Origin of the sequence: Candidatus Nitronereus thalassa (assembly GCF_032191465.1) — a bacterium.
GTDB lineage: Bacteria > Nitrospirota > Nitrospiria > Nitrospirales > UBA8639 > Nitronereus > Nitronereus thalassa.
This window is the reverse complement of record NZ_JAQOUE010000002.1, coordinates 50,684-76,999: the sequence shown is the minus strand read 5'-3', so window position 1 is coordinate 76,999 and position 26,316 is coordinate 50,684. Positions and strand designations below refer to the sequence as shown.

The window sequence follows — 26,316 nt, the reverse complement described above, 5'->3', positions numbered from 1 at the left end:
CGCACGGCTTAGGTCAGCGCCTTTCTTCCCATTTCGGTTATTTTGTCGATTCCAACTGGTCGATTAGGCCAAATGAGATATTATGGAACAAAACTATGTCTGAGCAGATCCTCTCATTGGCCACCAAGAGAAAGTTATATTTTATGTCGAAAGGTTAAATTTCCTATTTTGGGAACCCAGTCTTTCGCGTAGGCGGGCGTCGGCCCATCACCAAGCCTACAAGAGAAACGATCAAGAATACCACAAATAGGACCCATGCAATATTCGAGGCGGTCCCAGCAACCCCCGTTAAGCCCACGGCCCCTGCAATGAGTGCAATAATGAGGAAGGTTACAGCCCAGTTTAGCATTGTGCACCTCCGTATCCATGAACCATTCTTTATGGCAAATGGAAGTAACCATCTGAATCAGTTCAGTTTATGCTGAACTCGGAGAGAATTTGTTTTAATCATGTTTTTCCGCTCTATCTTCAATGGCTTCTCCGGCGTCTTGAATATCTTCGCCGGCACCTTCTAGTGTGTTGCATGCCGTAAGGGATCCAATGAGAATCGTAACTAGAGCCGCTATCAGGCGCACTTGGTTCATAATGTCCATCCTCCTGTGTTGGTAATTACCATTAAACATTAAATCAAGAAGTGTGAAGAGAGCATAGGGACTTCACACTAAAAGTCACACTGGTAAAAACCCTTGAAGTGTTTTAGGAATTTTTTCAAAGCCTACAGTAACCAAGCTATTGTGGGATGTTAGAAGTTGTATTTCTGGTCTTTGCTCAGGAGGGTCTCTTCCTCAATGACTTTTTTGTGGGTGTCAACTGCCTTTTGGTCCTCAGCATCCCCTTTTAGGTCTTGTTTGCGGTTGTCGAGATTTTTCAATGTGGTGACGCGCCCATACAGGAGCAACATATTGTGAGGAAGGAGTCGGCGGTGACCTTTGGGTGTTTCGAGATAAGTACCGTCTTTAGGTTGAATGACGAAAACGACAATCCATTCATCTCAGAGACGAGCTTCGGCCAATGTCTTGTGGGCGAGCCAGTCATTTTCCTGTACGTGGGATTCCACTAACCGGTACTCTCCACCAAGGGGCAAAAGGCTAGCGTAGTTTTTTTTGTCAAGCGGTGTGTAGGGCCCTAGTGCCTATTCGATCAGGGGAAACAATCTTCGATCGACCGATTGACTGCTTGATAACATCAAGTGAACAAAGACTCCAGCCAGTAAAAACAAAATATTCGGCCCTTAGGCAATAGCCTGGTTATCTTGAACAAAGGTCAGAATGAGCATAGTCATGGCCCTGACTATGCCGGCATTTCCCAGCAGCATCAAGAGCATCACGAATCGTCCTCGGACAGCGTGTGACACCACTCTTTCAGACTTTAAAGTGGTAACCCCAGCTCCGATCAAGGCAAATTTTGCCCGGAACTTTACTGATTCTCACGATAGCCCAGTATGAGTCAGGGCAATGGAGGCAACGCGCGTGACGAGTAGGGAAGCGGTAATGATTAGCAATGGTGTAATGATAAAAATCATGTTGCCAAACCCGGCTTCCCCTTCTTCTTTCCCAAAGTGAAATTGTTACTACATCGCATTAAAGGAACTTTGGGAAATATGCCAATGTAGGCGCAGTCAAGGGTTTTGTTCAGTTACCAAATTCCACCGCGAATGGTAACCTACTCATTATATTAAGAAAAACAGGAAGGTATGCCAAATATGCTAAAATTGGGGACTAGAGTAGCACCCTATGAATGAAAAATTGGAAAGGGAGTAGATCCTATAGGGGCATGGCTCCATTCGTTTCAAATTTTTAACAGGAGGACTTAATGAGTGATAAAGAAACATTTCAGATGGAGATTGAAGAGCAATTAGAGAAATGGAAGTCTCAAATCGATTCACATTCTCAAAAATTGCATGAGCTCAAACTGAGAGCGGAAAAGCTCGAAGCAGAAGCCAAACTTCAATATCTGGAGCAGATTAAGGAATTGGAAGTGAAGATCGAGGACGTGAAAAGCAAAATGGGCGAGGGCGAGCACCGTTTGGCAACAATTAAGGATGCCGGTGAAGAAGCCTGGGATGAGGTAAAAACCGGAAGCCAAAATGCCTGGGAAGACATGGTTCGTGGCGTTAACAAGGGATGGGATGAGGTTAGGAGCTCCTTTGAATTGGCATCTTCGAAAATTCGGGATGGTATTTCAAAGAAATGAAAAGAGGGTTTTTCAAATTTTTGCTTAAATAATGACAAATTCCGTCTCAATGGAGGTGCCTATGGTACAGTTGCGATTCGTCTGCCTTTTCTTTTCATTTTTGATCATGAGTGGTTGTGGAAATCAGGAGTCGGCTCAGGAAGTTCAACCCAAAACAAATGCGGATGACGTCAAAGAGGAATTTCATGAAGCCGTCGAAACCGCCGGTCAATTTACCGAAGGCAAAATGGCAGAATATCAAAAGTCTCTTGAAGCGAAGTTACAAGCCCTCAATGAAAAGCATGAAGAATTGAAGTCTCGTATGAAAGAGGCTGGAAAAGACGTCAAGGAGGATATGAATAACACTTTGGCTGAACTAAACTCCGAAAAAGAAGCTGTCAAAACTAAGTTGAACAACCTTGGAACATCAACTGGGAAAGCCTGGGAGGAAATGGGTTCTGGTGTCGAAGATGCTATTAAAGAATTGGAAGAAGGCTATGATCGGGCTCTTAAGCAATATTCAAATTAAGTAGAGCCATTGATCTGACATTTTTGTAACAGCTGAGGTGATGTATGTTCGGGTCGTTTGGTTGGATGGAATTACTGCTGGTCCTTTTTATTGTCCTGATCATTTTTGGGGCAGGAAAACTTCCCCAGCTTGGGGAAGGTATGGGTAAGGCAATCAAGGGATTTAAGAAGTCGATTCATGAAGCTGATCCATCTGAAATTGAAGTGTCATCTTCTGATCAGCCTCGACCCTCAGAGCAAAAGGATCAAGAGATCCATAATAGCGAATCGGATTCTAGCGCTGAACAAGTACCGCGGGATCATGATCCAACCATGAAATCGTAGGAAGTAAATAGTTGTTGATCGTCGGCTCAATTTTGGAGGGAGGAATGATGCCCCATGAGCATTCATTAAGCGACTATGTTGATTTAAAAATAGAAAATTCCGTATCGCAACACATTTTAATCGTCGAGGGAGACAATGAAAATACCTTTTGGTTGAAAAATTATTTCCAAGGCAAAGGGTAGTTTCAATTGTGAGTAATAGTCGTGAAGGAATTCAGGTATTGAATATTCAACCCACTAGTGCAGTGTTGCTGAGTTTGGACGATACGGAAGAGAATAGGATGGAATTTTTAATTTATACCCGCACGTACTTTCCAGATGTGACGGTATGTGCGATGTCGCAAGAACTCCATTCTGAATTGATAGAGGGATCATTTGAGGGAGGAGTTAAGGACTTCCTTCCTAGGTCGATCCTATATGATCGATCGCAAAAAGTTTTGTTTGAGTTCCAAACATCACAAGCCTAGATTCCTTCCTTCCAGGTTCCAGAATTGACTATCATGTAGTACTCCGTCTATGTTCATCGACGACCATAAAGTTTTGACATGGCCGACTTCCCCATTGCTGGCTTGGACAGTATAGCCGAACACTTCACGCGCACTGCTCGAGTCGTTCTTTCGCTAACTCAATAGGAAAATTTACCCTTGCCCAATCCGGTGGCCCCAGGGTCTTCGGCTGTCTATAGGTGAGCCACTCCGCGGTGTCTTAGTCGAGAAATCCGGATTCCTATTCTTGATCATCATAGTGCATGTATTGGACTGTGTCGAAATTGCCAGCCTGAGCTCGGAACATAAAACCCTTGAAAAAATCGAAACTTCGCCACATAGTTATGCTCCTTTCCTATTGTGAAAAACAGAAGAAATTTGGTAAAGAGCACTCACGTAATAATGGGGGCCTTTAATTATGCGCACTCAAGAAATTTCTAGTATGGCAAAAAGACACTTGCCAATGAACTTTGAACGTTTCTGAGTTGCGCTGGTGATTAAAGGCGATTCCAAACTGTCCTGTCCTTTGTCGCTTGATCCGCAAAGCCGACGGTATTTTTTACCTCATAAGGTCATCGGTCCTTTTCTTTGTCTTATCTGGTTAATGCCGGTCTGGGTCGGAGCTGAGACCCTGGTCGGGATGCCGGTAGTTGAAGACTTTGTTCACACTTGGCATTCGCTGCAAGATCAATTTTCAACCAAAGGAGTCAATTTTGAAATTATTAACACGATTGATGTCTTAACTCCCATATCAGGAGGGCTTCATCGAAAAACCGCGACAGCAGGCGTTCTCGATCTGTTGCTCACCATCAATGGTGAAAAGTTCTTTGGGTTGAAGGATAGCACGTTCTTTATGTATGGATTAGGAATCTACGGGGAGAATCCTAGCAACAACGTTGGGGATGTTCAGGCGGTCAGCAGTCTGGCGGCGCCGACTACATGGAAACTGTTTGAAGTCTGGTATCAACAAAATTTCTTCAACGAACGATTGTCGATATTGGCGGGCTTGTATGATGTCACATCGGAATTTGATGTCATTCGTTCGTCAGCAGAATTGTTTCTCAATGGTTCTTTCGGAACCGGGGCGGAATTTGCGGCGAGTGGGCGAATTGGTCCCTCTACCTTTCCCGCCACATCCTTAGCCGTGAGAGGACAAGCTATTCTCAATGATGCCATAGCCATTCGCGCGGTGATTGCGGATGGGGTGCCGGGTGATCCTAATGATCCAAATGGTACGGAAATCCATTTGAGAAGCGACGATGGGATTTTTTTTGGCACCGAGTTTTCCTATTACACCTTTCCGGAGGAAGGGATAAAAGAAGACGGAGAAGGGATATTATCCAAACGTCAGTTTCGTCTCGGTTTTTCCCGTGTAGGCAGGGCTGCGCCCATGGAATACCAGGGGAAATATGCTGTCGGTATCTGGGGGTATACGACGGAGTTGAATGATTTAAGTGAGGTGAATAATTCCGGCAATCCCATTCGCCGTGATGGGACCTATGGTCTCTATGGATTGGCCGAGCAGATGGTGTTTCATGAACACGAAGACGCAACGCAGGGACTGATACTCTTTGCCAGAGCCGGGGTTGCTGATCCTCGTGTCAATCGTTTCTCACAGTATTACGGTGGGGGATTGGTCTATCGAGGTTTACTTCGCGGGCGTCCAACTGATGAAATGGGATTCGGCATTGCTGCCGCGTTAAATGGAAGCCACTTCGAACGAGCGCAACGGCAAGTAGGGATTCGTGTGAATGATGTCGAAGTGACTGTCGAGTTCACCTATGCCATCAATTTTACACATGAGGTCCTGATTCAACCAAACATCCAATATGTCATCAATCCTAGCACTAATCCATCAATAGCAGATGCCTTGGTTCTCGGGGTCAGGCTAGGATTCGATCTAGATTGGTTCGAGAGGGAAGAATAATAGGTGTCCAAACAAAATGCGTTAATTAGAGTGGTCTTGTGGTATTGCGGCCAGGCACTCGACAATCAAATTACAATTTCCACATCATAAGAAATAGCATTAAAAACAATGAATCCATATACACAAACTGGCGTTCTGATTCTTTGTGTTGTGATTGCGACTCTTTCCTTGCAGACGAAACATTCTTTGGGTTCATCTAAAAAGCAAGACAAGGAAGCGATTCAAGGCATTGTTAGGGAGTTTGTACGTGCGTGGAATCACGATGATGCAAATGCCCTAGTGGAACTATTTGTGAAGGATGGCGAATTGGATACTCCAAGGGAGGCTGAGGCTGAATCCCGATCAGCCATTCGAAAATTGCTGACCCAAGACCGTGAGGAATTATTCCAAGAGTCCAGTCTAAAAAAAGACATTCGGAAAATACGGTTTCAGGGAGAGAATAGAGCCACGGTAGAAGGGCATTATTCTTTAGCTGGTATAGAGCCTGGCATGGGTCTCGTTGAGGTGTCAGTCCAAGGAACCTATATTTTTTTCTTGGAAAAACATCATGGTGCATGGTTCATCAAAAAGTGTGACATTCGACAATCCGATTCCTAACAGAAGGTTACAGGGACTCAGTGAAATTTTCTTCAGGAACGGGGAGTTGAAGAACTTTGTGCTTCCGAATTTATGTAATGTCTCCTTTACTGGAAGCTGCTCAAAAACCACTGGCTATGAAACCAGCGTTGCTTGGCCAAGGGTTTTTCCCAGTTCGATCTGAGGAATATGCAGGTAAAATGATTAATAACCCGGTAAACTCGAGAAAATTTCGTTTCATTAGAGGGGAGAGATCATAAGGGATGACAAAAAAGGTCAACCAGGTAATGACACCAATTTTTGAAACGTTGAGGGGTGGTGACTTGGTATCTAATGCGGCACAAACCATGAAGCGCCTTGGAGTCACCAGCATGGTGGTGATGGATCACATGCAAGTATCCGGCATTCTCACGGACAAGAATATTATCGAAAATAGTACCGCTCAAGGACTTGATCCCCAAAAAACGACTGTAAGGGATGTCATGACCTGTGGAGAAATTCGATGTGCTGAAGATCAAGATCTCGAGGAGATTGAAAAGAAAATGGACCAAATGAATACCCAATATCTTGTCGTACTTGATTCAAACGGAAAGCCATTGGGTATGATCTCTCAAGATCAGCTCGCTTAGTCGAGTAGGTTTTCTATCAGTTACTTTTCAAACAATTTTATAGACAAAAAGATCGGCGAGCGACCTTCCCTCCCACAGTACTCCTCTCTGAAAAATTCATAAGGTTTTCTGGTTCCAGGGTTTCTACCAGTTCACGCCATCAAGACATTTTTGTTACAGCTTTAGGTTGAAAAATTTTCTTATGGCACAGGAAGCGAACTTAAATCATGGATGTGCTCCTAATCGAACTTCTTCAAATCCAAATTCTTGGCCATGTCGTTGCGGCCATGGTCTTAGGTGGAATAGTTGGGTTGGACCGCGAACTTGCCAATCGTCCGGCGGGTATCCGAACCCACAGTCTTGTCGCTGGAGCCGCCGCGTTGTTCGTATCAATGGGGCAAGTCTTGGTAGAGGGTTTCCATTCGAACATCAATGTCGATGTGCTTCGCTCTGACCCTATTCGCCTCATAGAAGCAGTCATCACAGGAGTCAGTTTTCTCGGTGCCGGTACCATTATTCGTCAACAATCGGCAGATCGTGTTCATGGTCTTACCACAGCAGCATCGATTTTAATCGTTGCGGGCATTGGTGTGTGTGTGGCTCTTGGTCAATATATTTTAGCAATCGGAGTGACCGGTTTGGTCTGGGTTGTGCTGAGGGGACTTCATCACGTTGAGGCTCGCCTGGGTACCGCATCGACACGAAATCTTGGATAGGGATATCGAAAGAAGTTGCCTCGTCGATCACTCTTGCAAATCCAGCGAGGTCGATTCCTTCATGAAGAGGCACGTCTTTAGGAGAGTTTGAGAGAAAAGTATAAAGGTATATATGAATTCTCGCACAAAGATTAAACGGTATGAGAGAAACTTTAAAGATGAAACAGGGAGTGTCGCCCTGTATCAGGCGTTGGCCAAAATGGAGTCTAATGCAAAGATTGCTGAGGTGTTCCAACGCATCGCTCAACAGGAACAGCGACATGCGGACATTTGGAAACACAAATTAGAAACATTGGGTTGGGCCATCCCCCATAAACCTCTCGAATTTCGCTGGCGTTTGATTATTTGGTTGGCTAAACGATTCGGGCCGGCTTTCATTCTCCCTGCTTTGACTGAAATGGAATATAACGGCTCGAGACGCTATCAGCAGGATCCTGAAGCTCGTGATGGCGAGTTGTTTGTTCAAGAACATTCACATGCCAGAGTGTTACGGGCAATAGGTAAAGGAGCGGAAGAAGGCATCGAGGGAAGCGAACTAGCTCGGATGGAAGGGCGTCATCACGCCATTGGCGGGAATGTGTTGCGAGCCAGCGTATTAGGAGCCAACGATGGATTGGTTTCGAATGTAAGCCTAATCATGGGTGTCGTTGGCGCAAATTTCTCTGAACAAACCATTATCATCACTGGATTGGCCGGCCTTTTAGCAGGGGCCGGTTCTATGGCCATGGGAGAATGGATTTCAGTGCAAAGTTCACGAGAATTATCGCAGCGGCAAATCGACATTGAGTCAGATGAAATTGATGAAATGCCAGAAGAAGAGCAAGAAGAGATGGTGCTAATTTTTGAGGCCAAGGGACTGAAGAAGGAGGATGCACAAAATTTGGCCAAGGAACTTATGTCGGATAAACATAGAGCTCTCGATACGTTGACTCGTGAGGAATTAGGGATTGATCCCGAAAAACTCGGCGGAACGGCCTGGGAAGCCGCGATTAGCTCGTTTTTGCTTTTTGTTTTTGGAGCTTCCATTCCGCTGATTCCGTTTGCGATTTTCGATAAGCAGCTTGCGATATTTAGCGGAATTCTGTTCAGTGCCCTTATGCTTTTTGTCTTTGGTGCGGCAGTGGCCTTGATCACAGGGCGAAGCATCTTCTATTCCGGATTTAGGCAGCTCCTTCTTGGACTCGCGGCTGCGACTATCACTTACGGAACAGGTCGATTTCTAGGCATAACGGTTTTGAATTAGTTCGTCACAAACTCCCATCCATTTTTGTCTTAAATTACCTCCATGCGTATTTCACGGATTTATAGCGTTTACACAAGTTTTACTGTTGTAAGTGTTTGAATAGTACCTTGCCTCTTCGCGTAGTAGGAACCAAGGGTTCTTTGCAGCTTTCTCAATACATCATTTCCTGTAAAGTGGCATTATAACGCTTTTACGTATGGGAGGATTCATAGCTATGAATAGACCAATCAAGTCTTCATTATTTGTGTATGTGCTCATCGCCTTTCTGAGCGGCATCATGCTGAGTTGGTTAAGCCAGGCTGACCAAGCCATTGGCCAGCTAGAACCGCGCCAGTTTATTACGACAAAGGGTCTCCAAATAGTCAATGATAAAGGGGAACCCCGAGCGAGCTTGTTCCTTTGGGACGGTGAGCATCCTGCGCTCATACTCGGAGATAAAACCTGCGATCGCCGCTTGGCCTTAACCGTACGGGACCGGGAACAGGCAGCACTCACCCTCTTTGGAGAAAATTGTAAACGTCGAGCGGTTTTGGAAACGCAAACACTGGGTGGACCAGAATTTGTGCTTCGTGATCACCAGGATGTACCGCGAGCTCGCATTCAGCTTCTTGCAGATGGGACACCTACGTTGACAATGTATGGTCCGAATGGAGGTCTTCAATGGAAAGCCCCTCTTCCTAATTAGAGTAACATTTACATTTAGATGTTGTGGATATATTACCATCAAAGGAAGTTGCAAGGACGTCAAACGATTTGCAAACAAAAATTGGAATGACTTTGAAAAAGTCGAATTCTGAATGCTGGTATTCAGAAAAAGGAGGTGCATCAATGGATCACCCGCAACCAGGAGACAAGGTGAAAATTCACTACACATGCACACTCAATGATGGTTCGGTTTGCGATTCGACGCATCGTGCCGGACCTCTGGAATTGAAGTTAGGTCAGGGAGAAATTCTCCGTGAAATTGAACAGAGGCTTTTGAGAATGGAATTCGGTGAATCAGCCAGAGTGACGCTCACACCTGACCTGGCATATGGTCAGTACAGGCATGAATTAGTGACCGAGATCGACCAAAAAGAATTTCGAGATCGTGGGATTCAGCCAAAAATTGGACTTACCTTGGATATCAATCCACCAGCGGGAGAATCCATGGTGGCGAGGATCACGGAGGTGGATGATACCAAGGTTCGATTGGATGCTAACCATCCTTTGGCCGGCCAGACATTACAGTATGATCTGCAACTTGTCTCCAAGGTGTTGTAACGCGTGTATTGAGATTTTGTTCCCGGGGACGATTGTTTTGTTGCGATCTATTTCGAAGGAGCATTGATATGACCGAGAAGCGTACAGCAACCTCTCCTCTTACTCCAAAAGAGAAAACAAGACAGAAGGCCCAAACCATATCTCGCGCCAGTGCTAAAAAGCTGAAAGGTCAACAAGATGCAAAAACCAAAATATCTGCGAGAGTCGCGGTCGCGGCTCAAAAGGCCAAAAAGAAAGAAAAAGTGATTAACGCAATGAAATATTCCCATCCAGAAGCAGGTATTCCAGAAAATCCACGCCTTGTTCCCCAAGGTAAAGAAGATACAAAGAATATTTATTTCAAAGCTTTAGGCGCTCGAATTGCGAAGAGAGCTTATGAGCTTTACGAGGCCAAAGGCGGGGGGCATGGTCATGATTTAGAAGACTGGTTGGAAGCGGAGAGGCAGATTTTGTCTGTGGAGGTCGTTGGGGAACATCCTAACTAGTTTTGAGAGGAGGGCGAATTGAAAAAAATCCAATTCTCATTATTCATGTAAAGAAATCGAATGCTCCTACTTAGCCAGCCAGTACAAGCTTAGTAAGGGAATGGATAGAGCCAAGAGGAGGACAATATGCGTGCAACCACCCAAGATTTAAAAGGCTTTACCGTCAAAGCGCTCGATCAAAGGGTTGGGGTAGTCGAAGACCTACATTTTGATGATCGGACCTGGCGTATTCACCAAGTCGTTGTTGAAACCGGAAAATGGCTCGAAAGTTGCCAGGTCACGGTTGAAATGGATTACTTCAAGGCCCCTCACTGGAAGGCGAGGGTGTTGCCTGTCGGATTGACTATGAATCAGATTAATAATTGTCCGGCTGTGACCATGGAGAAACCAGTATTTCTCCAAAAGGAAAATACACGTTCATGGTATTACCGATGGCCGAGGTATTGGGGAGGGACTGATCCATTGTTTCCCGCGTCGCGAAAGATGGAACCTGTTATGGATTACGGGACTACCCAAGTTTCGCTGGCCGATTGGGAAGCCTTAACCAAAGAACAGAACAATCCGCATTTGCGAAGTTGTCATGAACTCCTCGGGTATTCTATTGAAGCTGAGGAAGGAATTGTCGGTTCTGTTGTGGATTTTGTGATTGAGGATACGGATTGGGCGATTCCCTATATTGCCGTAGAAACGCATCATTGGTTGGAAGGTAAAATCGTGTATTTTGCAACACGACGATGCGAGAAGGTCACGATAGACTGGTCAAGAAAATGTATTTCGCTAGACATGACCCAAAACGAAATTGAATACAGCCCTGATCATCTTGCACCTGATCATCTCATCAGTAAAGTCGGAGTCAAGCTTTTTTAAAGAGTGCTTGTCTCGCACACCTGAGAATCCCAAAGACTTTCTTCTGCGAAATGAAACAGTAGAGTGACAAGGAGTCTAGCTATGAGTGTGACTGCGGCGGAAGTACTCATCGATACGCTTCACGATTGGGGCGTCGATAGGATATTCGGTATGCCTGGTGATGGGATCAACGGGATTATGGAAGCCCTCAGATTCCGACAGGATCGGATCCAATTCATTCAAGTCCGACATGAGGAAGCCGCCGCATTCATGGCCTGTGCCCACGCCAAATATACAGGACAACTTGGTGTCTGTTTAGCCACATCTGGGCCAGGCGGGCTTCATCTTCTCAACGGGCTGTACGATGCGAAACTCGATGGGCAGCCCGTATTAGCCATCACTGGTATGCCGTTTCACGATCTTATAGGCACGAAAACACAACAAGATGTCGAGCTCGATAAAGTGTTTATGGATGTGGCGGTTTATAACGAACGAGTAATGGGTGCAGCGCACATCGAAAACATCGCACATTTAGCATGTCGAACAGCCCTCAGTTACCGTGGGGTCGCCCACATCACGTTTCCTGTCGATCTGCAGGATAGCGAAGTGTCTAAACCTACGACCAAACGCAATGTGCCAAACCATACATCAGATGTATTCGCCATTGAAGCGGGATTTCCCAGCAATCGAGACTTGGATTTAGCGGCGGCGGTTCTCAATGGTGGCGAAAAAGTTGTGATTCTTGCGGGTAGGGGTGCTCTGGGAGCTTCCGAAGAACTCGAGCTGCTCGCAGAGCGATTAGGAGCTCCCATTGTCAAAGCCCTATTGGGAAAAGGGTCGGTACCGGACGATAGTCCCTATACAACCGGGACCATCGGCCTTCTTGGAACCAAACCTTCACAAGAAGTCTTGGAAGAATGCGATACCTTACTTATCGCAGGATCGTCCTTTCCATACATCGAGTTCCTTCCGAAACCTGGCCAGGCTCGTGGTGTCCAGATTGATATGGATCCCATGCGTATTGGGTTGCGTTATCCCATCGAAGTTGGACTGGTAGGACAATGCCGAAAAACGCTGAATGCATTATTGCCAATGGTTCAACAGAAAGAAGACCGATCCTTCCTAGAGAAAACGCAAAAGGGAATGAAGGTTTGGTGGGCGTTGATGGAAGCTCGCGGGACTAATCAGAGTACGCCCATGAAACCGCAGGTCGTAGCATGGGAATTAGGCAAGCAACTTCGCAACTCAGCGATTGTGTCCTCTGATTCCGGCACGATCGCCACGTGGTGGGCGAGACAGGTTCCTGCCAAAGCCGACCAACTGCATTCGGTCTCCGGCAATTTAGCCTCGATGGCGAATGGCCTTCCTTATGCCATGGCGGCTCAACTCGCCTATCCTGATCGCCAATGTGTGGCATTTGTCGGAGACGGTGGATTTTCCATGCTGATGGCCGAACTAGCGACCTGCGTGAAATATCAATTGCCGGTGAAAGTCATCATTATTAAAAATAATACGTTGGGCATGATTAAATGGGAACAAATGGTTTTTCTTGGAAATCCAGAATACGGATGTGAACTCCATCCGATTAACTTTGCTCTTTTTGCTGAAGCCTGTGGAGCAAAAGGACTCACGATTGACGATCCTCAGCACTGTGCGGCGACTCTTCAGGAAGCGTTTGAAACTCCAGGCCCAGTTATTATTGAAGCCCTTGTCGATCCTTTTGAGCCTCCCATGCCTCCGAAAGTCACATTGGACCAAGCCGCAAAATTCGCCCATTCGTTGGCCAAGGGAGAACCCAATAGGGACAAGATTGCATTAACCGTCTTATCCGATAAAGTGCGTGAGTTGATCTGAGTGGATGCAGTAAGAATCGGCAACAGCAAGAATAATCTCGTTAATAATTTTTTCCAATATTCTTCCGCGCGCAAATTGTGATGCGATTCATGGATTTGCATGCATGTGTGTGGCTTTGGTTTTTCAACGATCCCCTTCTTCATCCAGCAGTCCATTTGAATTCCGTAAAGGCCCTCATCATTCCTGGCCAAGGGTTTTTTATAGCTTTCAGCTTTGTCTTAGCATGCTATTGTGACGACCTGAGTGATAGATCCGAGATCTACCAAGAGTTCAACGGTGCGTGAAACACACTGTTCACCACAACAAAGGAGAACACCATGGCTCAATTCAAAATTCCAATGACTGTGCATGAGTCCACCTCTCCGTTGCGATCTCGTGACGTATCGCGAGGGCAACCATGTCCTCGATGTGAGGGGCTACTTACTCATGAGTATTGCTTCGATCTTTTGGATGGGACTGGGGAAAATGGTTTCTGGGGATTGCGGTGCTTTCAATGTGGGGAAGTCATCGATCCCGCGATCCTTCATAACCGCCAATCTAAATTTCCTGCAGTCAAAAAGGGACGTGCCCGAATCAAATCTGTTATGGCAACCTCCGCAGGTTAGTAAAGTATGCAACCGTTCGTTGTTCCGTGGTCTGACGTAATAAGGTACGCGGGTTCATTGTTTTAAAAAGATAGGGCTTTGGTTGCCTGGAATGTCAAGTCGAATAATATTGGATAATACCGTATACTTGGGATTTATATGCACTTGTCCCACAACCATTCGTCAAAGGGTTTCTGGTGGTTGCTGCCTCTGTGTATAGTCTTGATGATTGCAACCTTTTTTGCTGATTTATGGATGCCGATAGGGGTGGCGGGTGGCGTTCCTTATGTTCTTCCGGTTCTGCTTGCTGCCTTTCTTCCAGTACGATCTTCTGTATTTGCGATAGGTTTAATGTGTTCGTTCCTGACAATAGGCGGTTTCGTCTATTCACCTCAATCTGATCCCGTGTATTGGAAAGGTTTGGCTAACCGCGGTCTGGCATTGTTTGCCATTTGGGTAACCGCCACGTTGGCTTATTATCAAAACAAGTTCCGAGACCAGCGAGAAGAAGCTTTCAAAAGAATTCAAATGCTGGAAGGTGTACTCCCCATTTGTATGTCTTGCAAAAAAATTCGAGATGAAGGTGGGAATTGGCAACAGTTAGAGTCGTATATTTCTCAGCGGTCGCAAGCAAGATTTTCGCATGGGTATTGTTCTGAATGCGGAACGAATGTCATCGCAGACATTAAGCAGAAATATCAGAAAGCGCCATAACCATGAGCACTTCAGCCCTTGTGAGTAAGCCGTTAGTCAGACTATGGGGGTGGTGGGCTCTCATTTGGCTGACGGTGTTTCCCATTGTCGGGATCCTCGTTTCCATCAAATTTCATAATCCGAATTTTTTGAGTGAGACCTCATGGTTTACCTTCGGACGGCTACGACCGGTTCATGTCAATGGCGTCATCTTTGGCTCGTTTTCCACTTCGTTCATCGCCCTCCTGTATTATGCGGTTCCCAGACTCTGCGGGGTCAGACTCTACAAAGAAGCCTGGGGGTTTTGGCTTCTCTGGTTGTGGAATGCCTTTCTTGTCTTTGGAAGCGCTTCCCTTTTATTGGGATATAACCTTGGTTTAGAAGCAGCAGAATTCGAATGGCCGTTGAATCTGTTACGATTCTTTATCTTTGCGTGTATCGGCATTCAAATTCTCGGAACTGTGTTCCGTCGAAAAGAACCACGTTTTTATGTCTCGCTGTGGTATGCCACTGCTGCTTTGGTGTGGACGCTGTTCAACCTGATCTTGGGAAATGTTGTTCTGCCGTATAGCGACGAAATTACCGGGGTCAACAGCGCGGCCATGCACGGTTTGTATATCCATTATATTGTCGGGCTGTGGCTTACACCTGCTGGCTTAGCCATCATTTACTACTTCCTGCCGTTGAGTACTAAACAACCGCTTTTTAGTCATAAGCTATCGTTACTCGGGTTTTGGTCTCTTGCATTATTCTACCCCTTTGTGGGCACGCATCATTATTTGTTCAGTCCCATTCCGTACTGGACGCAAACTATTTCCATTGTCACGAGCATGATGCTTATCATTCCGGTCTGGACAGTCACGGTCAACTTTTTCGGAACAATCAAAGGACAATGGGGAACGGTTCTTGGCGGAAATCAGGCTGATCACTATGCCGGGAAATTTTTGATGCTTGGGGCCGTGTACTATTTGCTCGGATGTTTTCAAGGGTCAGTCGAAGCGCTACGCCGTCTTCAGGAGCTCACGCATTTCAATGATTTTGTCATTGCCCATTCACATTTAACCGTGTTCGGGTCCATGGTCACGTGGGTCGTGGGCGGACTCTATTACGTGTGGCCTCGCGTCACCGGTCGTCAATTATGGAGCGCCAAACTCGCCAGTTGGCATCTTTGGCTGACCATTGTGGGATTTACAATCATGGCAGTGGGGCTGACTGCACAAGGGTTCATCCAAGGGTCTATGCTGGAGTATGGGGCGAATTTTGTGGACTCGATGGAAGAAATGAAACCGTGGTGGGTGTCCCGAACACTTGGTGGCTTGGCCATGGATATTGCTCTGGCCTTGATGGTGATTAATTTTTATCAGACCGCACGAAAGGGTGTTGCGCTCGAAGAAACCCAGACCCACATTGCCCCGGAATCGGAACATCCTGTTCGACCGTACACCAAGCCAAATTGGTTAGAAACCCCATCAACGATTGTCGTGGCCGCAGGCATTGGTTTTTTCTCTCTTGCGGTGTTGACTCAGGGCATTATTCCCTTACTGATGGCTGAAACACGAGAGACCACTGTCCAAAATGTCGTGACGGAATCGACGGTACAAGTGGCGACGTATTCTCCTGAGGAACAACGCGGTCGGGAGGTGTATATTCGAGAAGGCTGTTGGTATTGCCACTCTCAATACATCCGTCCGGTTACCGGAGAAAGATTTCGGTGGGGTCCGGTTTCTCAGGCAGGAGAATATGCGCATGATCGGCCCCATCTATTCAGTACACGACGCATTGGTCCGGATTTGACACGAGTTGGACGAAAATATGGTGATGATTGGCATATCGCTCACCATTGGAATCCTCGGGAAGTTGTTCCGAATTCAATTATGCCAAAATTTCCCTGGTTGTTTACGGAGGGCGAAGATTCATCGTTTGTACTGAATGAAGACGGCAAGGCACTCCTGACCTATATCCAACGCTTGGGCACCTCTATCGGCGATTGGCGGGAAGGGTTTGTGTCCACGCGACTCGTCAAAGGCGCGGCGTTGCAATCGAGTCCACAAGGCCAGGCCGACCTTTTCAATTTAGGCCGTCGAGTCTATGAACTCCGGTGCATAGGGTGTCATGGTGAGAAGGGTGACGGCAAGGGACCAGCAGCCAAATTTCTGAACCCGAAACCAAGAGACTTCACACGGGGGATGTTCAAATTTCATTCGACCGCAGGTCAAAATTCATTACCAACCGACGCCGATCTTTTTGTCACAATCACGCATGGGCTGTGGGGTACGGCCATGCCTCCCTGGTATTCGTTGCCGGAACGAGAACGGTGGGCGGTCATCCACTATATCAAATCATTTTCAGATCGTTGGGAAAACGAAAAAGTTCCATCGCCGATTACGGTGCCTCTTGAACCACCCGTAACTGCAACGTCTCTTCAAGAAGGGGCCACGCTCTTCGACACGCATTGCAAGCTCTGTCATGGAGCTAAGGGATTGGGTGACGGCATTTTAGCAGGACAGGTCAATGATGTGTGGGGGAGCCCTATTCAGCCAGCCAACTTTGTGTTGCCCGCAGGAGAGCCGGGTGGTGTGAAATTAGGACATGACAGCCAGCACCTGTTTACGACAATTATGACAGGAGTTGGCGGAGATCCTATGCCCGCTTTTCAAGAACAGCTTTCTGTCAAACAAGTGTGGAAGATTGTTCATTTTGTGCAATCCCTTCGGGTGAATGCCCAAATGAAAACTCTCCTGGCCTCTGACTTGCCAACTGAAAAAGTAGAAGATGCGAGAAGGCGCATTTGGGCTTCCCTTTCTACTTCTGCCAACAATGGAAAATTAGAAGATGATGTCGTGATACTCCCTGAATCACAGCCTATGTCGTCAATACAGACGATGAAGACAGGAGAACAAGAGGACTCAACGCAAAAAGAAGAGCATGCTTTATGAACAACAACGAGGCAGACAAGCAACAGATACCTTCGTCCCATGATGGAGAATATGAATATGTGTCAGCCGGAGTCAGGGAAAAACCTGGCAAAATTCCCTGGTGGCTTATCGTCGTCAGTGTTGGGCTTTGTATTTGGGGTGGGTATTATTTGCTGGTCTTTTGGCACCCTTAGTCAATTGCAGAACAGTATCTGAAAGGCAGTTACATTCCCCCTGGTGCATTCGTTAATACGAACGTCGCAATGGCAAAATAAAGGGCAAGACTCGTGACGTCTGCAGTTGAGGTCACCATGGGACTACTGGCGACAGCGGGGTCAACGCGAAAATAATTCAACACAATCGGGAACAGTACCCCAATGATATTGGAAAGCAGCACAATTGCCCCCATCGCGAGTCCTACCGTCATCCCAAGAGCCCAGTCATTCCTGGCAATACCCAACACCGCAATGCCGAGCCCCATGGTGATGCCCAAAAGGCTTCCGACTCCAATTTCTTTCAACAAAGTTTTCATCCATTGCGCGCCTGTGAAGTTTTCCGTGGCCAATGCCCGAACCATCAGCGTCGCGGCCTGAGTTCCCGTATTTCCTCCACTACCCATGAGCACGGGAATAAAGAACGCTAAGGCCAGGGCCGAGGCGAGGGTCTCTTCATAGAACGCAATCACTCCCGAAGCAACGAGATTCACTAACACCAACCCGCCAAGCCATGGGATTCGTTTTCGATACAATCCCCAGACCGATGAGTCACGATAACGGGTTTTGAGAGGCTCGACCGCAGCGCCTTTTTGCATATCTTCGGTGGCTTCCTCTTCGGCCACGTCAAGCACATCGTCTGCCGTGACAATTCCCAGTAAGTTTCCAGATGCATCGATAACCGGAAGAGCAACCAAATCATGTTTTTGTATTGTTCGCACGGCCTTTTCCTGATCGTCTTCGGGATGAAGCGCTACACACGAGGAGTCCATAATTTTGGAAATAGTCTGCGATGGACTCGCCAACACCAATTGTTCAAGGTTCAGTGCGTCAAGGAGTTTCCAATGTGTATCTCTGACATAAATTACGGCTATTGTTTCCGATTCTTTCCCTTCTTTTCGTATATGGTCAAACGCGCTCCCTATTGTCCAATCAGGCATTACGGAGACGAAATCCGGAGTCATGAGTCGGCCGACGCTTTCTTTGGGATAGTGTAGAAGCTGTTGAGCTTCTTGGAGATCCTGGTGGTTGAGTAATGTCAGAAGTTTCGAAATCGTATGGTGAGATAATCCCTCAAGAACTTTCGTGCGATCATCTGGTGGCAGCTTTGCTAACAAGACACGTACTTTGTCATCTGGCAAGGCCTTGAGTAACGGTTCCTGTACTTCAGGCATTAAATAAGAAAAGACCTCAGCAGATTGTGAAGGCGACAAGACATTGAAAAACAATGCTTGACGATCTTGAGGCAGGGTCACGAGGGCATCAGCGACTTCTGGCGCTGGTTGCGCTTCAATCTGCTTTTGCAGTTTCTCCCATTGTTGTTGATCAATCAATTCTTCAATGGGTGCGCCCATATGAATGCTCCTTCAGCCAAATCCATGACACCATGAACAATGTCTAATTGTTAGATTGTTACGTTGAAAATTAGTTACAAGGATTGTTCAAACGCAAAAAGATAAACAATGGCCCCAACATACAGCACCAAGATCAAGAAGCTTTCGAACCCGATATTTCCAATGCCACTTTTTTCCCGTCGCACTAATCCCATAATCAGAATGACGGTCATGAGAATCGTCAATGCCATCAGAAAAACTTGTTGATGTGAGATAGCCTCATAAATGGTCCCGGATTGATACACCAAGTCGGACCACGCCACCAAAAGGGTGTCAAACGCATTGCCGCCTAATATCCCGCCTACCGCTAAGGTGAGGGCTCCGTGCCGAACGGCAGCGAGTGCCGTCACCAATTCAGGAAACGATGTGGAGATCGACACAAGTACCACCCCAATGATGGTCTCCGACAGGCCGGTATGTGTCGCAATCGCAATGCCGGATTTGGCAATAAGCCATCCAGCGATTCCCACGATGAGACACACGAACAGCAATAGAGCCCAGAGCCAGAGTAGAGATGACGGACCCTCGATAGACGGGTCGGGGACATCGGTTTTTGTTTCTGACGTTTTTTGGGGTTTCCACATGGGGTAGGCCTGGGTTTTATACACAAGATGAAGCCCATACAGGTACGCGCCAATCATAAACGGTGTCGCCGGATGAATCCCAAACCAATGGATGTGACTGGTACCAAAAGCCAGAATAGTGGTGGTCAGTAAAGCAATAGCCAGTAGGCCTTGCATGATATTTGCCATTGATGCCGCAGCATGTTCAAGATTTGCCCGCTTATAGGTCATATCCGCCAGTGACAAAAATACGGTCTGGGCGGCAATCCCTCCCAACGCCGTGCTGATGGCTAAGTCTGCATGGTCGGTGATTGCGGCCGTGGTGGTGGTGGTGATTTCAGGAAGGGATGTGGCTGCTCCAAGAAACAAGGCCCCCATTAGCGCCTCTCCCAACCCGGTGCGATCAGCCAAGTGGTCAGCGAGTTTTGCCAACCAACTGCCAAATCCCACGATGAGGATCGTGGCGAATGAAAAGACAACGATACTGAACGAAAGGGACCATGTTTCAGAATCAAGCATTATGTGTATAGATTAAAGGTGGCATGCGGTTACCCATAGAGCCCCAGAATTCAAATAAGATGATCTCCCCCAAAAGTTACTCCTCAAACGCCAGATTCATGTTCAATGTAAAGCCAACGTTGTGTCTCCAACACGCAATTGGTACTGGATCATGGTCTCATTTTGAATCCAACATAACCTAAAAGACTTGCCAGGATGAGGAAACCCCCCACTTCAAACCAAAGCCGGTTGGTCAACGTGGAATGGATCGAAGATACATCTTGTTGGAGTTGAGTGACCGTATCTCCGCTCTTACCTTGTGTGGGTTTCGTACTTTTCTGCAGTTTGTTTTCCATAGCCTCCAACTGCTTCTGCATCGTTTGAAGCTCATGCCGGAGACCATTGAGGTCCGTTTTCATTTCATCAAGACGAAAAATGACTGTCTGATTCGAAAATGGTGAAGAGGCTCCATTGGCATAAACACTTTCGTTGACCCATGACCAGGTAGCCACGATAAATATGACACCTAAAAAAATGGCTATCATCTTCCTCTTCACATGAGCTTCCGTCCTTTATGTCGATTAGTCAACAAAAATTAATGACGATCACGGTGGGGGTCTAAATTATCCAGAAGGTGCCGCGCATGATTCATGCTCACAGGAACATAAACTCAGAGGGCTTCGAGAGTCTGAGCAGAACTTCGAGCAAAATTCTTTTCCAGGTTCTACAATACATGTGCATGAAGGATGCGCGCAGGTCTTTTTCTGTGGATCATTTACCATGAGGAAGTCTCCTTTCGTGTCACCAAAGAACCCATCATGTAGAACTGAGATTCGTGACCATCACACGTGATCTTAACTCGCCCAGACTTTTTCTCTCTCGAAGAAAACGGACCTGCCAGTTGACGGTAGTCTTGTGGGTGCTTGATTTATTGACTTCTTACTGAGCAAAAGCCATGCAGAAGATGGCCGTGGCCAGAAACATCCAGCCACAGCCATCAACGCGAATGAGCTACTTAAGAAATTTTAACGGAATATTTGACTTTGCAGTTCTTGTTGAATCGTTTTTCCCGTTTCAGTCCTGTAGTCAAGCAAGGCGTCTTCCCACCGTTCGCGGGCCCTTTCCATTGCCTGTCGGTCGTCTTCAAACTTTGTTTGTGTGTCCAGAAACCGATCCCTGGCAGATTCATAGCGTGCCCGTTCTCTTTCTAAATCCAAATTCGCTACACGATCGACTCCTTGATATTCCGGAGTCACAGGGCTTTTTAACGTCGGATCGTGCAGTTCCCAAAAGGCACGTACGTCATAGACGGACATTTCATTGCCAAACGCAGGCATATTCGATAATTGGTCAAATGTTGCATTGATCAAAATACTATTGCCTTTGTCCGAAACGGTGAATCCATCCCATGGCGCGGCCATTAAACTGCCCCTCGCAAGTTCCATCCCATGAGATTGAAGCGCCACCTGATCCAATGCAACTACACCATACACGATATTTCCCACCTGTGTGTCAATAATCACCTTCTTGAGATTGCCAATTTGTTTGCCATCCTCGGTTCGAACTGCAAAATCGTTGGCCGGCACTTGCTGTAATTCTCCTCGCACGACGGGAAATACGGAATATTGTTGAGGCAGACCAAGTCGTTCAGTCTGTCTCAATATGGATCCCTCGTCGTAAGACCTGACAAAACTGGCTGTGCCGATATCAGTCGTTTCGGCCTTCACGTATTGCCCGGGTTCGGGAGGGCAATCTCCAATTCGAAATCCCTTTGTTTTTGGTTTTTGCTTCATCTCCGTGCGTCCTGTGGTAATTGCTTTGGAAGGCATTTCACGGTTTGATTCACACACCATATTCGTATCGGCGGTCACTTTGATTCGGATATCTTCCCCTGTGGATTTGCGAATCCAATACTGATCCCCTTGGACATTTACAAGCTTTCCTCTTACCACGTAGCTTTTCCCTTGTATGTGGCCTCCCAGGGGCTTCGATAAGGCCAACGCTGAGGTTGTGGCGCCTATCAGAGTGGTTCCGATTACTGTCGCCAAACTGACAGCGATGGCATAGTGTATCGCTGGTTGTTGATAGTATACGCGGTTCATGTTTTCCTCCATTCGAAAAGTTTAATTGAACTTATGTGCGAAATTTGTACAAAGTTCACGATCAATTGTGGCCGTTTGTACAGACGTTGGTGCCCTTTCCCAGACCATGGACGACCTCCTTTCCCCACAAAATTTCCCATGGAAGTTTTCTCTCTGTTTTCACGTGGCCCTCTGTAAATTGTTTTTCCCTAGTGGTGCCACGTATCCGTATTCCAATACTCACAGTGACAGGTGAAGACCTTGGTCTTGTGAGTAGATCCATGGAATAGAATTGGTTAGTTCAGCATCTCTAAATGATCCTTCAGAATTTGAGATTCTTGTATGTGTGAATTATTCGTTCCTAGATCTGCCGCTTTTTGAAAATGTTGGGCGGCATCCTTGTGCTCTTCAATTTTATGTAACGTTAAGCCAAGATTGTAATGAACGACAGCAGACTGAGGGGCCTCTTGACCCGCCGAAAGGAAATGCTCCTGTGCTTTTTGCCATTCCCCTTCCTGATACGCTTTAATCCCGGACTGGTTAAGCCTTTGTGCCGGAGATCCTGAGTCGGTTTTTAATGGAACGAACGATGGACTTGTCGCGCCGATACTGGTCATCATGAAAAACAGTAGAAGCGTATAGCAAATGGTGCGATTTTGGTTCATAACCTCCTCCTTAGGTTGAGGTGTACAAAAAGCCAATGGCTCAACACGAGCATTGGGGTTTTTGAGTCGTGCGTCATTGTCCGACATCATTGCGAGCTCGAACGGTATTGGCCTGACTTCGACGGTTTCAAAAAACATTGATTTGGTTTTGTGACCGTTATCACTTCATTTCAGCTTCGAGATTATTGAATCATCGCTTGGATTCTTTTAATAATTGAACTTGTACTCAATGTGTATCGATCGAGCAGCTCTTGAGATTTTCCGCTTCGGGGAATGTTTCGCACAGCCAAATGATCACTCTCAATACTCTTTCGACCTAAGGCCCGCCGCACCGCATCACCGAATCCACCATGTTCATAATGATCTTCTACGATCAGTACGCGGCCCTCGGTTTCACTGATGTGAGCATATAAACCATGGGCGTCAATAGGTTTCACGCAGTACAAGTCGATTACGCGAACCGATATCCCTTGTCGTTCGAGCTGCTCCTGGGCATTCAAAGTTTCAAAAAGCGTAACCCCAGCTGTGACGACGGTTAAAAGATCACGAGGCGTGTGTCGTACGACTTTGAATCCTCCTAGGCAAAATGATTCGTCGTTGTCGTACAGGATAGGAGTTTCTGGTCGATTGGTTCGGATATACACCATCCCTTGGTGCGCGACGGCTTCCTGAACCGCCCAGTGAGTGCAAACAGCATCGGATGGATACAGAACGACCGTGTCTGGTTGTGTGGCCATCATGGCGATGTCTTCTAGTCCCATTTGAGAAGGGCCGTCTTCTCCGGTACTGACGCCAGCATGTGATCCCATAAGCTTGATGTTGGCTCGTCCAATGGCGCCCATTCGAATGAAGTCGTGCGCACGCGTCAGAAAAGCGGCAAAGGTTGCGGCAAAGGGGATTTTCCCGCATGAGGCTAGTCCCATGGCCGTGCCGATCATATTCTGTTCGGCAATAAATGATTCAAAAAATTGATCGGGGCATTCATCGGCAAATTGTTGCACATGTGTGGAGTTCTTGACGTCACCGTCGAGCACGACTACATGTGGATGTGCTTTTCCTACAGCCAACAGAGCTTCTCCAAACGCTTGACGGGTAGCCACCTGGTCGCCTTTCTTGTAGGCAGGAAGTGATCGACGGGTTTTGTTTCTTAACGAATTCGATACCTCCCCAGTGAGAGGAATATTTCGATTGGTAAGAGGCAAAATCTCTGGTTCTATTTGTTTTGATAATTCCTGTATTGCATTTTCAAGTTCTTCTCCTTTTAAGGCTTTCCCATGGCGTCCGCCCTGATCCTCAAGAAACGAGATGCCCTTTCCCTTTATTGTTTTTGCAAGGATGACCGTTGGCTGGGCCAAGGTCTGTTCGGCTTCTGCGAACGCCTGGAGCAGGGAGGCTGGATCATGACCGTCGACGACAATGGTGTGCCATCCAAAGCCTGACCACCGGTTGACATAGCGTTCCATACGATGTTGATGAATCGTGGGGTCGGATTGTCCTAAACGATTAACATCAATGATTGCACATAGATTATCGAGGTCGTAATAGCGGGCGATTTCCGCTGCCTCCCATACGGCTCCCTCAACTGATTCCCCATCCCCCATTAGTACATACGTGCGATAATCCAATTGATCCAGGTATTTGGCATTTAAGGCCATTCCCACCCCAGCTGATAACCCTTGCCCCAGAGAACCCGTTGGCACATGAACAAATGGCAGGCGAGGCGTCGGATGGCCCTCCAAGTCAGAGTCGATCTGTCGTAGGGTTGATAATTCCTCACGGGGGTATAAGCCGACTGCTGCCCAGGCCGCATACAGGAGTGGAGCCGCATGGCCTTTTGAAAGGATAAACCGGTCATTAGTCGTAAGTCTGGGAATCTCCGGGTGAAATCGCATGACGCCAAAAAATAAGGTGGCCACAATATCGGCTGCAGAACAACAACTTGTTGCATGTCCGCTTCCTGCGGATGATGTCGCATGCACACTATCCATGCGAAGCTGAGCCGCCTGGGACCGCAATCCCTTGATAAGCCTGTGGTCAAAACTAGAATCTTTTAAAGATGCCGACACCATGCCCAGACTCCTTCTCTTAGTCTCTACTAAAATGGTTTTAGCCACTTCTTCAACCTACTGCAGATGAGCTTGCCTTAAAACTGGAAAATACCCTGGCTATGGATGAGACATGAAATTTAAGGTGACCGGATGGCTAACGGATGGCATGGGTTGGAACCCTTCATCTTTCCTTCAAGCAATAATTGCGGGCCAGGGTTTTTGACAGTGTTTTCCGAGACATTTCCTGCGCTAACCTCTTCCCCCGTATGGCTTATGTCGAATTGGAGAGTTAGTGTTCAAATCTGAAACAATTTCAGACGGGAAGTGCCATTGAAGGGTTGAGTTTCAGCAAGGTGGACCACCAAGGTGAAGAAGACGCCCGAATCATCTTAAGTACAGGAACTCAGGGACACGAAAATGAAGTGCGAGGGTGGAGGTGTGAATTTTACCGATGGATTGTTCGTCAACGCCAAAGGAGGCGTGGAATTTTTGCAATAAACCAGCAGGCTCAAAAATGTGCATTATCAGCGGCTACATTAGGAACCCGTCAGACCGTCTCGGTACAAATATAGATGGTTCAGTCAGGCTCCTGATTCTATGAAGTTTTTGACAAACAGATGGCTAGTACCATTTGAGAAAGGAGGGTCTGTATGAAATATAATAATTACATCATGCTGGCAGGTCGCACGATGCTAGCAGCCATTTTTTTGCTTTCCGGGTTCAATAAAATATTCAATCCCGCTTCCACTCAAGAATATATGACATCAATGGGTATGCCAGCGACGGAAATTTTTCTGTTTGGCGCGATTGTGGTGGAAATCGTCGCTGGCCTCTCTCTCTTATTGGGATTTTGGACTCAGGTTGGTGCGGCCATGCTGTTCCTCTTCATGATTCCCACAACATGGATTTTTCATACCCATTTCTCCAATCAGACTCAATTCATCATGTTTCTCAAAAATATCGCGATGATGGGAGGGCTGCTCTATGTCTATGTGTTTGGTCCTGGAGCATGGAGCCTCGATGCCCTGGTTGGAAGACATTCCAGACAGTTTAGCAGGCAGACTCAACAGGCTGAATCCTACTCTTGAGTCTGCTAGGAGTTCATGGAGAAAACTTTGGGGAACATCATAGAACGATTATGAATCCCAAACCGAGGCGATCGTCTATGTGACCAGATTGTTGCTTTCGCGGTTGCATGGATGAGCGCAATTAATGGTTGATTGCGATGAGGTAAAAATAATGGACGATCATGTGTATAAGGTTCTTGAGTTGACTGGGAGTTCAACAACGACTGAAGAGGACGCCATTCGGAATGCGATTGCGAAAGCGTCCAAGACCCTACGCCATATGCGGTGGTTTCAGGTTGTGGAAACCCGAGGAGATATTGATCAGGGAAAAGTTGCCCATTGGCAGGTCACATTGAAAGTCGGTTTTACCTTAGAAGATGAAGAAGATGAGACGCCTCCCTGAACATTCGAGAGGTAAACCTGAATCAAGGGATGCTTGAATTGGCGTAAAAAAACAAACCAAGGCACAGGGAATGGCTTTTCTGGCAGCTGATTTGGTCTAAATTGTTCCTGCCAGGCTGTGGCTTCGTCCTTGGTTGGACTTTTGGGCTGTCATTTTATTTTCTGCAG

At 46.8% G+C, this 26,316-nt stretch carries 29 protein-coding genes and 1 pseudogene; 20 read left to right on the top strand and 10 right to left on the bottom strand.

Annotated elements, in window-relative coordinates:
- Positions 1-163 precede the first annotated feature (163 nt).
- The 3 genes from PPG34_RS15560 to PPG34_RS15550 all read right to left on the bottom strand — a co-directional run bounded on the left by PPG34_RS15560 (position 164) and on the right by PPG34_RS15550 (position 1,354).
- Positions 164-349 carry a DUF1328 domain-containing protein gene (locus PPG34_RS15560; RefSeq protein ID WP_313834363.1) on the bottom strand — a complete coding sequence of 62 codons (186 nt, stop codon included), beginning with the start codon at positions 347-349 and terminating at the stop codon, positions 164-166.
- A 94-nt stretch (positions 350-443) separates the two neighbouring features.
- Entirely contained in the window at positions 444-584 is a 141-nt protein-coding gene (locus tag PPG34_RS15555; protein ID WP_313834362.1) for an entericidin A/B family lipoprotein, read from the bottom strand.
- A 647-nt stretch (positions 585-1,231) separates the two neighbouring features.
- Complete coding sequence (locus PPG34_RS15550; RefSeq protein WP_313834361.1) at positions 1,232-1,354, bottom strand: hypothetical protein; 123 nt, start codon at positions 1,352-1,354, stop codon at positions 1,232-1,234.
- Between the two features lie 458 nt (positions 1,355-1,812).
- Here PPG34_RS15550 and PPG34_RS15545 point away from each other — a divergent pair, with 458 nt between their 5' ends.
- The 18 genes from PPG34_RS15545 (at position 1,813) to PPG34_RS15460 (ending at position 17,412) form a co-directional block, all read left to right on the top strand.
- Positions 1,813-2,193, top strand: a complete 381-nt coding sequence (locus PPG34_RS15545; RefSeq protein WP_313834360.1) for a sll1863 family stress response protein — start codon at positions 1,813-1,815, stop codon at positions 2,191-2,193.
- Positions 2,194-2,254: 61 nt separating this feature from the next.
- Complete coding sequence (locus tag PPG34_RS15540; protein ID WP_313834359.1) at positions 2,255-2,701, top strand: sll1863 family stress response protein; 447 nt, start codon at positions 2,255-2,257, stop codon at positions 2,699-2,701.
- A 44-nt stretch (positions 2,702-2,745) separates the two neighbouring features.
- Positions 2,746-3,024, top strand: coding sequence for a twin-arginine translocase TatA/TatE family subunit (gene tatA / locus PPG34_RS15535; protein WP_313834358.1), 279 nt, complete (start codon positions 2,746-2,748; stop codon positions 3,022-3,024).
- A gap of 190 nt (positions 3,025-3,214) precedes the next feature.
- Positions 3,215-3,490 (top strand): hypothetical protein, encoded by a 276-nt coding sequence (locus PPG34_RS15530; RefSeq protein WP_313834357.1) that lies wholly within the window; start codon positions 3,215-3,217, stop codon positions 3,488-3,490.
- 511 nt (positions 3,491-4,001) lie between these two features.
- Positions 4,002-5,435 carry a carbohydrate porin gene (locus tag PPG34_RS15525; protein WP_313834356.1) on the top strand — a complete coding sequence of 478 codons (1,434 nt, stop codon included), beginning with the start codon at positions 4,002-4,004 and terminating at the stop codon, positions 5,433-5,435.
- A 108-nt stretch (positions 5,436-5,543) separates the two neighbouring features.
- On the top strand, positions 5,544-6,032 hold the full coding sequence (locus PPG34_RS15520; protein WP_313834355.1) for a YybH family protein: 489 nt from the start codon (positions 5,544-5,546) through the stop codon (positions 6,030-6,032).
- A 266-nt stretch (positions 6,033-6,298) separates the two neighbouring features.
- The gene (locus tag PPG34_RS15515) at positions 6,299-6,640 is read left to right on the top strand and encodes a CBS domain-containing protein (protein WP_313834354.1); all 342 of its coding nucleotides are present in this window, start codon (positions 6,299-6,301) and stop codon (positions 6,638-6,640) included.
- Positions 6,641-6,846: 206 nt separating this feature from the next.
- Positions 6,847-7,335, top strand: coding sequence for an MgtC/SapB family protein (locus tag PPG34_RS15510; protein ID WP_313834353.1), 489 nt, complete (start codon positions 6,847-6,849; stop codon positions 7,333-7,335).
- Positions 7,336-7,447: 112 nt separating this feature from the next.
- Positions 7,448-8,578: a VIT1/CCC1 transporter family protein gene (locus tag PPG34_RS15505; RefSeq protein WP_313834352.1), complete on the top strand. Its 1,131-nt coding sequence runs from the start codon at positions 7,448-7,450 to the stop codon at positions 8,576-8,578.
- A 214-nt stretch (positions 8,579-8,792) separates the two neighbouring features.
- Positions 8,793-9,263, top strand: coding sequence for a hypothetical protein (locus tag PPG34_RS15500; RefSeq protein ID WP_313834351.1), 471 nt, complete (start codon positions 8,793-8,795; stop codon positions 9,261-9,263).
- A 143-nt stretch (positions 9,264-9,406) separates the two neighbouring features.
- Positions 9,407-9,841 (top strand): FKBP-type peptidyl-prolyl cis-trans isomerase, encoded by a 435-nt coding sequence (locus PPG34_RS15495; RefSeq protein WP_313834350.1) that lies wholly within the window; start codon positions 9,407-9,409, stop codon positions 9,839-9,841.
- 68 nt (positions 9,842-9,909) lie between these two features.
- Positions 9,910-10,326: a DUF2934 domain-containing protein gene (locus tag PPG34_RS15490; protein WP_313834349.1), complete on the top strand. Its 417-nt coding sequence runs from the start codon at positions 9,910-9,912 to the stop codon at positions 10,324-10,326.
- 126 nt (positions 10,327-10,452) lie between these two features.
- On the top strand, positions 10,453-11,193 hold the full coding sequence (locus tag PPG34_RS15485) for a hypothetical protein (RefSeq protein WP_313834348.1): 741 nt from the start codon (positions 10,453-10,455) through the stop codon (positions 11,191-11,193).
- 81 nt (positions 11,194-11,274) lie between these two features.
- Entirely contained in the window at positions 11,275-13,026 is a 1,752-nt protein-coding gene (locus tag PPG34_RS15480) for a thiamine pyrophosphate-dependent enzyme (protein WP_313834347.1), read from the top strand.
- Positions 13,027-13,343: 317 nt separating this feature from the next.
- Positions 13,344-13,631, top strand: coding sequence for a hypothetical protein (locus PPG34_RS15475; RefSeq protein ID WP_313834346.1), 288 nt, complete (start codon positions 13,344-13,346; stop codon positions 13,629-13,631).
- Between the two features lie 204 nt (positions 13,632-13,835).
- Entirely contained in the window at positions 13,836-14,324 is a 489-nt protein-coding gene (locus PPG34_RS15470; RefSeq protein WP_313834345.1) for a hypothetical protein, read from the top strand.
- Between the two features lie 2 nt (positions 14,325-14,326).
- Positions 14,327-17,239 (top strand): cbb3-type cytochrome c oxidase subunit I, encoded by a 2,913-nt coding sequence (locus PPG34_RS15465; RefSeq protein ID WP_313834344.1) that lies wholly within the window; start codon positions 14,327-14,329, stop codon positions 17,237-17,239.
- Positions 17,236-17,412 (top strand): hypothetical protein, encoded by a 177-nt coding sequence (locus PPG34_RS15460; RefSeq protein ID WP_313834343.1) that lies wholly within the window; start codon positions 17,236-17,238, stop codon positions 17,410-17,412. Before PPG34_RS15465 ends, PPG34_RS15460 begins: the two co-directional genes overlap by 4 nt.
- A gap of 29 nt (positions 17,413-17,441) precedes the next feature.
- Here the strand turns inward: PPG34_RS15460 and mgtE are convergent, their stop codons facing one another.
- The 6 genes from mgtE to PPG34_RS15430 form a co-directional block, all read right to left on the bottom strand.
- Positions 17,442-18,785 (bottom strand): magnesium transporter, encoded by a 1,344-nt coding sequence (gene mgtE / locus PPG34_RS15455; RefSeq protein WP_313834342.1) that lies wholly within the window; start codon positions 18,783-18,785, stop codon positions 17,442-17,444.
- Positions 18,786-18,859: 74 nt separating this feature from the next.
- Positions 18,860-19,906 carry a sodium:calcium antiporter gene (locus tag PPG34_RS15450; protein ID WP_313834341.1) on the bottom strand — a complete coding sequence of 349 codons (1,047 nt, stop codon included), beginning with the start codon at positions 19,904-19,906 and terminating at the stop codon, positions 18,860-18,862.
- Between the two features lie 149 nt (positions 19,907-20,055).
- Positions 20,056-20,430 (bottom strand): hypothetical protein, encoded by a 375-nt coding sequence (locus PPG34_RS15445; protein WP_313834340.1) that lies wholly within the window; start codon positions 20,428-20,430, stop codon positions 20,056-20,058.
- A gap of 480 nt (positions 20,431-20,910) precedes the next feature.
- Entirely contained in the window at positions 20,911-21,987 is a 1,077-nt protein-coding gene (locus tag PPG34_RS15440; RefSeq protein WP_313834339.1) for a hypothetical protein, read from the bottom strand.
- A gap of 275 nt (positions 21,988-22,262) precedes the next feature.
- Positions 22,263-22,631: a tetratricopeptide repeat protein gene (locus PPG34_RS15435; RefSeq protein ID WP_313834338.1), complete on the bottom strand. Its 369-nt coding sequence runs from the start codon at positions 22,629-22,631 to the stop codon at positions 22,263-22,265.
- A 182-nt stretch (positions 22,632-22,813) separates the two neighbouring features.
- On the bottom strand, positions 22,814-24,700 hold the full coding sequence (locus PPG34_RS15430; protein WP_313834337.1) for a transketolase: 1,887 nt from the start codon (positions 24,698-24,700) through the stop codon (positions 22,814-22,816).
- Positions 24,701-25,329: 629 nt separating this feature from the next.
- Here PPG34_RS15430 and PPG34_RS15425 point away from each other — a divergent pair.
- Together PPG34_RS15425 and PPG34_RS15420 are read left to right on the top strand one after the other, a co-directional pair.
- Positions 25,330-25,767, top strand: coding sequence for a DoxX family protein (locus PPG34_RS15425; protein WP_313834336.1), 438 nt, complete (start codon positions 25,330-25,332; stop codon positions 25,765-25,767).
- Between the two features lie 151 nt (positions 25,768-25,918).
- On the top strand, positions 25,919-26,149 hold the full coding sequence (locus PPG34_RS15420; RefSeq protein ID WP_420888109.1) for a dodecin: 231 nt from the start codon (positions 25,919-25,921) through the stop codon (positions 26,147-26,149).
- Here PPG34_RS15420 and PPG34_RS18405 read toward each other — a convergent pair.
- Positions 26,068-26,271: pseudogene (locus PPG34_RS18405) on the bottom strand (cation-transporting P-type ATPase); the annotation flags it as partial. The gene PPG34_RS15420 and the pseudogene PPG34_RS18405 overlap by 82 nt on opposite strands.
- Between the last annotated feature and the right edge of the window lie 45 nt (positions 26,272-26,316).

Coding starts and splice junctions, on each gene's coding strand:
- PPG34_RS15460 (WP_313834343.1), top strand. CDS start 17,236: ATGAACAACAACGAGGCAGACAAGCAACAGATACCTTCGTCCCATGAT.
- PPG34_RS15515 (WP_313834354.1), top strand. CDS start 6,299: ATGACACCAATTTTTGAAACGTTGAGGGGTGGTGACTTGGTATCTAAT.
- PPG34_RS15470 (WP_313834345.1), top strand. CDS start 13,836: ATGATTGCAACCTTTTTTGCTGATTTATGGATGCCGATAGGGGTGGCG.
- PPG34_RS15560 (WP_313834363.1), bottom strand. CDS start 349: ATGCTAAACTGGGCTGTAACCTTCCTCATTATTGCACTCATTGCAGGG.
- PPG34_RS15440 (WP_313834339.1), bottom strand. CDS start 21,987: ATGAACCGCGTATACTATCAACAACCAGCGATACACTATGCCATCGCT.
- PPG34_RS15475 (WP_313834346.1), top strand. CDS start 13,344: ATGGCTCAATTCAAAATTCCAATGACTGTGCATGAGTCCACCTCTCCG.
- PPG34_RS15480 (WP_313834347.1), top strand. CDS start 11,275: ATGAGTGTGACTGCGGCGGAAGTACTCATCGATACGCTTCACGATTGG.
- PPG34_RS15555 (WP_313834362.1), bottom strand. CDS start 584: ATGAACCAAGTGCGCCTGATAGCGGCTCTAGTTACGATTCTCATTGGA.
- PPG34_RS15435 (WP_313834338.1), bottom strand. CDS start 22,631: ATGAACCAAAATCGCACCATTTGCTATACGCTTCTACTGTTTTTCATG.
- PPG34_RS15545 (WP_313834360.1), top strand. CDS start 1,813: ATGAGTGATAAAGAAACATTTCAGATGGAGATTGAAGAGCAATTAGAG.
- PPG34_RS15500 (WP_313834351.1), top strand. CDS start 8,793: ATGAATAGACCAATCAAGTCTTCATTATTTGTGTATGTGCTCATCGCC.
- PPG34_RS15490 (WP_313834349.1), top strand. CDS start 9,910: ATGACCGAGAAGCGTACAGCAACCTCTCCTCTTACTCCAAAAGAGAAA.
- PPG34_RS15420 (WP_420888109.1), top strand. CDS start 25,919: ATGGACGATCATGTGTATAAGGTTCTTGAGTTGACTGGGAGTTCAACA.
- PPG34_RS15520 (WP_313834355.1), top strand. CDS start 5,544: ATGAATCCATATACACAAACTGGCGTTCTGATTCTTTGTGTTGTGATT.
- PPG34_RS15485 (WP_313834348.1), top strand. CDS start 10,453: ATGCGTGCAACCACCCAAGATTTAAAAGGCTTTACCGTCAAAGCGCTC.
- PPG34_RS15540 (WP_313834359.1), top strand. CDS start 2,255: ATGGTACAGTTGCGATTCGTCTGCCTTTTCTTTTCATTTTTGATCATG.
- PPG34_RS15430 (WP_313834337.1), bottom strand. CDS start 24,700: ATGGTGTCGGCATCTTTAAAAGATTCTAGTTTTGACCACAGGCTTATC.
- PPG34_RS15505 (WP_313834352.1), top strand. CDS start 7,448: ATGAATTCTCGCACAAAGATTAAACGGTATGAGAGAAACTTTAAAGAT.
- tatA (WP_313834358.1), top strand. CDS start 2,746: ATGTTCGGGTCGTTTGGTTGGATGGAATTACTGCTGGTCCTTTTTATT.
- PPG34_RS15445 (WP_313834340.1), bottom strand. CDS start 20,430: ATGATAGCCATTTTTTTAGGTGTCATATTTATCGTGGCTACCTGGTCA.
- PPG34_RS15465 (WP_313834344.1), top strand. CDS start 14,327: ATGAGCACTTCAGCCCTTGTGAGTAAGCCGTTAGTCAGACTATGGGGG.
- PPG34_RS15425 (WP_313834336.1), top strand. CDS start 25,330: ATGAAATATAATAATTACATCATGCTGGCAGGTCGCACGATGCTAGCA.
- PPG34_RS15510 (WP_313834353.1), top strand. CDS start 6,847: ATGGATGTGCTCCTAATCGAACTTCTTCAAATCCAAATTCTTGGCCAT.
- mgtE (WP_313834342.1), bottom strand. CDS start 18,785: ATGGGCGCACCCATTGAAGAATTGATTGATCAACAACAATGGGAGAAA.
- PPG34_RS15450 (WP_313834341.1), bottom strand. CDS start 19,906: ATGCTTGATTCTGAAACATGGTCCCTTTCGTTCAGTATCGTTGTCTTT.
- PPG34_RS15495 (WP_313834350.1), top strand. CDS start 9,407: ATGGATCACCCGCAACCAGGAGACAAGGTGAAAATTCACTACACATGC.